The sequence below is a fragment of the Polaromonas sp. P1_E3 genome (genome assembly GCF_056405935.1).
The window spans coordinates 1-5,103 of sequence record NZ_JBFUBD010000199.1; the positions used below are offsets into that span (position 1 = coordinate 1).

The 5,103-nt window shown below is 62.0% G+C and carries 5 protein-coding genes; all 5 read left to right on the top strand.

Going from position 1 to position 5,103, the window contains the following annotated elements; translation table 11 throughout:
* A partial coding sequence (locus AC1D0Z_RS15770; RefSeq protein WP_477659166.1) for a methylmalonyl-CoA mutase family protein occupies positions 1–1,147 on the top strand: 1,147 nt, incomplete at its 5' end.
* Positions 1,110–1,622 carry a GNAT family N-acetyltransferase gene (locus AC1D0Z_RS15775; protein ID WP_477659167.1) on the top strand — a complete coding sequence of 171 codons (513 nt, stop codon included), beginning with the start codon at positions 1,110–1,112 and terminating at the stop codon, positions 1,620–1,622. The genes AC1D0Z_RS15770 and AC1D0Z_RS15775, both read left to right, overlap by 38 nt.
* The gene (gene meaB, locus AC1D0Z_RS15780; RefSeq protein WP_477659168.1) at positions 1,622–2,650 is read left to right on the top strand and encodes a methylmalonyl Co-A mutase-associated GTPase MeaB; all 1,029 of its coding nucleotides are present in this window, start codon (positions 1,622–1,624) and stop codon (positions 2,648–2,650) included. Before AC1D0Z_RS15775 ends, meaB begins: the two co-directional genes overlap by 1 nt.
* Positions 2,647–3,519: an alpha/beta hydrolase family protein gene (locus tag AC1D0Z_RS15785; RefSeq protein WP_477659169.1), complete on the top strand. Its 873-nt coding sequence runs from the start codon at positions 2,647–2,649 to the stop codon at positions 3,517–3,519. The genes meaB and AC1D0Z_RS15785 overlap by 4 nt, the downstream gene beginning before the upstream one ends.
* 30 nt (positions 3,520–3,549) lie before the next feature.
* A complete protein-coding gene (locus AC1D0Z_RS15790) occupies positions 3,550–5,082 on the top strand; it encodes an acyl-CoA carboxylase subunit beta (protein ID WP_477659170.1) in 1,533 nt (510 codons plus the stop codon).
* The last annotated feature ends 21 nt before the right edge of the window (positions 5,083–5,103 follow it).

Genomic DNA, 5,103 nt, shown 5'->3' on the forward strand with positions numbered 1-5,103 from the left:
CAACAACGTCGTGCGCACCACGATTGAGGCCATGGCCGCGGTCTTTGGCGGCACCCAAAGCCTGCACACCAACTCGTTCGACGAAGCGATTGCCCTGCCCACCGAGTTCAGCGCCCGCATCGCGCGCAACACCCAGTTGATCATCCAGGAAGAAACTCACATCCCCCATGTAATCGACCCCTGGGCCGGCAGCTACATGATGGAAAAGCTCACGCAGGACATGGCCGACGCGGCCTGGTCCATCATTGAAGAGGTCGAGGCCATGGGCGGTATGACCAAGGCCGTGGACAGCGGCTGGGCCAAGCTCAAGATCGAAGCCGCCGCCGCTGAAAAGCAGGCGCGCATCGACAGCGGCAAGGATGTCATCGTTGGCGTCAATAAATACAAGCTCAAGACCGAAGACGCCATCGAGTCGCGCGACATCGATAACGTAGCCGTGCGCGAGGGCCAGATCACCAGGCTCAAAGCCATCAAGGCCAGCCGCGACAACGCGGCGGTGCAGGGCGCGCTGGACGCACTGACGGCGGCCGCCGAAAATAACAACGGCAATCTGCTGGACCTCAGCATCAAGGCCGTGCGCCTGCGCGCCACGGTGGGTGAGGTCAGTGATGCCCTTGAGAAAGTCTACGGGCGCCATCGCGCCGATACCCAAAAGGTGACTGGTGTGTACGCTGCTGCTTATGACTCGGCCGAAGGCTGGGAAACCCTCAAGACAGAGATCAACGCCTTCGCTGAAGAGCAGGGCCGCCGCCCGCGCGTGATGATCTCCAAACTCGGCCAGGACGGCCACGACCGTGGCGCCAAGGTGGTGGCTACGGCTTTCGCTGACCTCGGCTTTGATGTGGACATGGGGCCGCTGTTCCAGACGCCCGAGGAGTGCGCACGCCAGGCGATTGAGAACGACGTGCATGCCGTGGGTGTCTCCACACTGGCGGCCGGCCACAAGACGCTGGTGCCGGCCATCATCGCCGAACTCAAGAAGCAGGGCGCCGACGACATCATCGTGTTTGTCGGCGGCGTGATTCCGCGGCAGGACTACGAGATGCTGTACGAAGCCGGCGTGAAGGGCATCTACGGCCCGGGCACGCCGATTCCGGCGAGTGCCAAGGATGTGCTCGAGCAGATTCGCAAAGCCGTTGCGAAGTGAGTGTGCGGTGACGGACATCTGTGCCCGACTGTCCTTGCAACCGGTTATCGCCGTTGACTTCGAGGAGATGCTGGCCTTGCGCATCGACGCCATGCGCCCCAGCCTGGAGCGCGTTGGGCGCTTTGACCCTGCACGCTCGCGCGAGCGTTTGTTAGCCGGATTTTTTCCGCAGTACATGCGGCACATCCTGCAGGACGGCGAGCGCGTGGGTTTTTTCACGCTCAAGCCCGAAGGCGATGCCGCCCTGCGACTTGACCATCTTTATCTGCGCAGCAGTGCCAGCGGCCAGGGCATAGGCGCATGGGTACTGCGGCAGGTGCTGGCCCAGGCGCGCGAGCGCGGCCTGGCTGTCAGGCTGACCGCGCTGAAAGAAAGCGATGCCAACCGCTTCTATCTACGCCACGGCTTTGTACTGCAAGGCGAAGAGGGCGTTGACCTGCATTACGAATGGTCCGCGGTGGAGCGGGTGGCGTGATGGCAGCGGTTGATTTCCTCCAGGCCATCATGGGCCCCGACGCGATGGCCCAGCGCCGCGCCATTGCCAAGGCCATCACGCTGCTGGAGTCCACCCGCGCCGACCACCGCGCACAGGGCGACGAACTGCTGACGGCCTTGCTGCCCCACACCGGCAAGGCCATGCGYCTGGGCATCAGCGGCGTACCTGGAGTCGGCAAGTCAACTTTTATCGAAGTGCTGGGTTTGCACCTGATCGCGCAGGGCCACCGCGTCGCGGTGCTGACCATCGACCCATCCTCTTCGGTCTCCGGCGGCTCCATCCTGGGCGACAAGACCCGCATGGAAAAGCTCTCGGTGCATGAGCGCGCCTACATCCGGCCCAGCCCTTCCAGCGGCAACCTGGGCGGCGTGGCCGAAAAGACCCGCGAGGCCATGCTGGTCTGCGAAGCGGCCGGGTATGACGTGGTGATTGTCGAAACCGTAGGCGTCGGCCAGAGCGAAACCGCCGTCGCCAACATGACAGACATGTTTGTGCTGATGCAGTTACCCAATGCCGGGGATGACCTGCAGGCCATCAAAAAGGGCGTGATGGAACTCGCCGACTTCGTCATCATCAACAAGGCCGACATCGATGCTGACGCGGCGATGCGGGCCGAGGCGCAGATTACCTCGGCGATGCGGCTATTCGGTCTGGTGAACAACGCCATGGACAGCACGAAGGCGGCCAACTTCGACAAGAACTGGCACCCGCGGGTGATCCAGCTCAGCGCGCTTCATAACCAAGGCGTGGACGTGTTCTGGAATGCCGTGACGCAGTTCAAGGCTTTGCAGGTAGCCAACGGCCGTCTCGCCGCCCGGCGCCAGCAGCAGTCGCTGTCATGGATGTGGGAGCGAATAGACGCCGGTCTCAAGCAGGCCTTCCGCCAGGACCCGCAGGTGCGTGAACGTTTACCCGGCTTGTTGGGGGAAGTGGCACGCGGCGAAGTCGCAGCATCGACCGCTGCCCGCAGTCTGCTGGCGCTGGCCGCGAAGGGATGGGACCGATGAGGAGCGTTGGTTTCTTCTGCGCGCTCTTTCTGCAGGTCTGCCTGGCCTGGGCCGGCGGTATGGTCGCCGGCGAGCCGCAGAGTTTTGTCTTCACCGACAAAGGCTATTTCGCGGACAAGCCCGTCACGGTGCATTACTACAAGGCCCGCAGCGCCGGCCCCGATGCCAAGGTGATGATGGTGGTCCACGGCGCGGAGCGGCAGGGTTCGCGCATGCGTGACAACTGGATGCCTTTTGCCGAGAAAAACAAGCTCATCGTGCTGGCCCCGGAATTTGACGAGGCGCGGTTTTCTTCCAGGTTGTTCAACATGGGCGGCATCGAAAGCCGTGACCGTGCCCAATGGTCTTTCCAGATCGTCGAGCATCTTTTTGATTTTGTCCGTACTGGTGAGGGCCTCGCGGCGAGTGACTACCTGCTGTTCGGCCACTCGGCGGGCGGGCAGTTTGTGCACCGCTTTATGCTGCTGGCCGAGGCACCCCGCGTTTCAGTCGCCGTGGCGGCCAATGCCGGCAGTTACACCATGCCCCGCTATCCAGGCCTGATGGAAGACAAATTTCCTTACGCGCTTAACGAAAGCATTGTCAGCCCCGACAAACTCAGGCAGGTTTTTGCCCGCAAGCTGATTGTGCTGCTTGGTGAAACTGACATAAAAACCGATGAGGCCAACCTTCCCAAGGCCAGGCAAGCCACAGCCCAGGGCGTAAACCGCTTTGAGCGCGGCACCCACTTCTTCGAGCAGGCCCAGATGCAGGCGCAGAAGCTGGAAACCCCCCTGGCCTGGGAGCGTGTCACCGTGCCGGGCGTGGGGCATGACTCACGCCGTATGAGCCAGGCCGCCGCGCGCCTTTTGTTTGATTCAACCAAGTAAGTTTTCACTGTCGACATTGCGGAACACACCATGCAAGAAATCCTCGAACAACTCGAAAAGAAACGTGCCGCGGCCCGCCTCGGCGGCGGCCAGAAGCGCATAGACGCGCAACACGGAAAAGGCAAGCTGACGGCGCGCGAGCGGCTGGAGTTGCTGCTGGATGAAGGTACCTTCGAAGAGTGGGACATGTTCGTCGAGCACCGCTGCACCGACTTCGGCATGCAGGACAACAAGATCCCCGGCGACGGCGTGGTCACCGGCTACGGCATGATCAATGGCCGCCTGGTGTTTGTCTTCAGCCAGGATTTCACCGTGTTTGGCGGCGCCTTGAGCGAAGCCCATGCCGAGAAGATCTGCAAGGTGATGGACCAGGCCATGAAGGTGGGTGCACCTGTCATTGGTTTGAACGATTCGGGCGGCGCCCGCATCCAGGAGGGCGTGGCGTCACTGGGTGGTTATGCCGATGTATTCCAGCGCAATGTGATGGCCAGCGGCGTGATCCCGCAGATCAGCATGATCATGGGCCCCAGCGCCGGCGGCGCGGTGTATTCACCCGCCATGACCGACTTCATCTTCATGGTCAAGGACAGCTCCTATATGTTTGTCACGGGCCCCGAGGTTGTGAAGACCGTGACGCATGAAGAAGTCACGGCCGAAGAGCTCGGCGGTGCCACCACCCACACCACACGCAGCGGCGTGGCCGACCTGGCATTTGAGAACGACGTCGAGGCGCTGCTGATGCTGCGCCGCCTCTACAACTACCTGCCGCTGAACAACCGCGAAAAGGCCCCGATGCGGCCGAGCGCCGACCCGGCCGGCCGTATGGACCTGAGCCTGGACACGCTGGTGCCCGAGAACCCCAACAAGCCGTACGACATGAAGGAGCTCATCGTCAAGACGGTGGACGATGGCGACTTCTTTGAGATCCAGCCCGAGTACGCCAAAAACATCATCATCGGCTTTGCCCGCATGGAAGGCCAGTCGGTCGGTATCGTCGCCAACCAGCCGCTGGTGCTGGCCGGTTGCCTGGACATCAAGAGTTCCATCAAGGCCGCGCGCTTTGTACGGTTTTGCGATGCCTTCAACATTCCGGTCATTACTTTTGTCGACGTGCCCGGCTTCATGCCCGGCACGTCGCAAGAATACGGCGGCATCATCAAGCACGGCGCCAAGCTGCTGTATGCGTATGCCGAATGCACCGTACCAAAGATCACCGTGATCACACGCAAGGCCTACGGCGGCGCCTATGACGTGATGAGCTCCAAGCATCTGCGCGGCGATGTCAACTTCGCGTGGCCCAACGCCGAGATCGCCGTGATGGGCGCCAAGGGCGCGGTGGAAATCATCTTCCGCGAAGACAAGGGCGACCCGGCCAAGCTGGCCGCCAAGGAAGCCGAATACAAGGCCCGCTTTGCCAATCCTTTTGTGGCCGGGGCGCGCGGTTTTATCGACGATGTGATCCTGCCGCACGAGACGCGCAGGCGCATCTGCCGGTCACTGGTCATGCTGCGCGACAAAAAAATCGAGAACCCGTGGCGCAAGCACGGAAACATTCCTCTCTAAGCAAAGAGCCAGACCATGTTT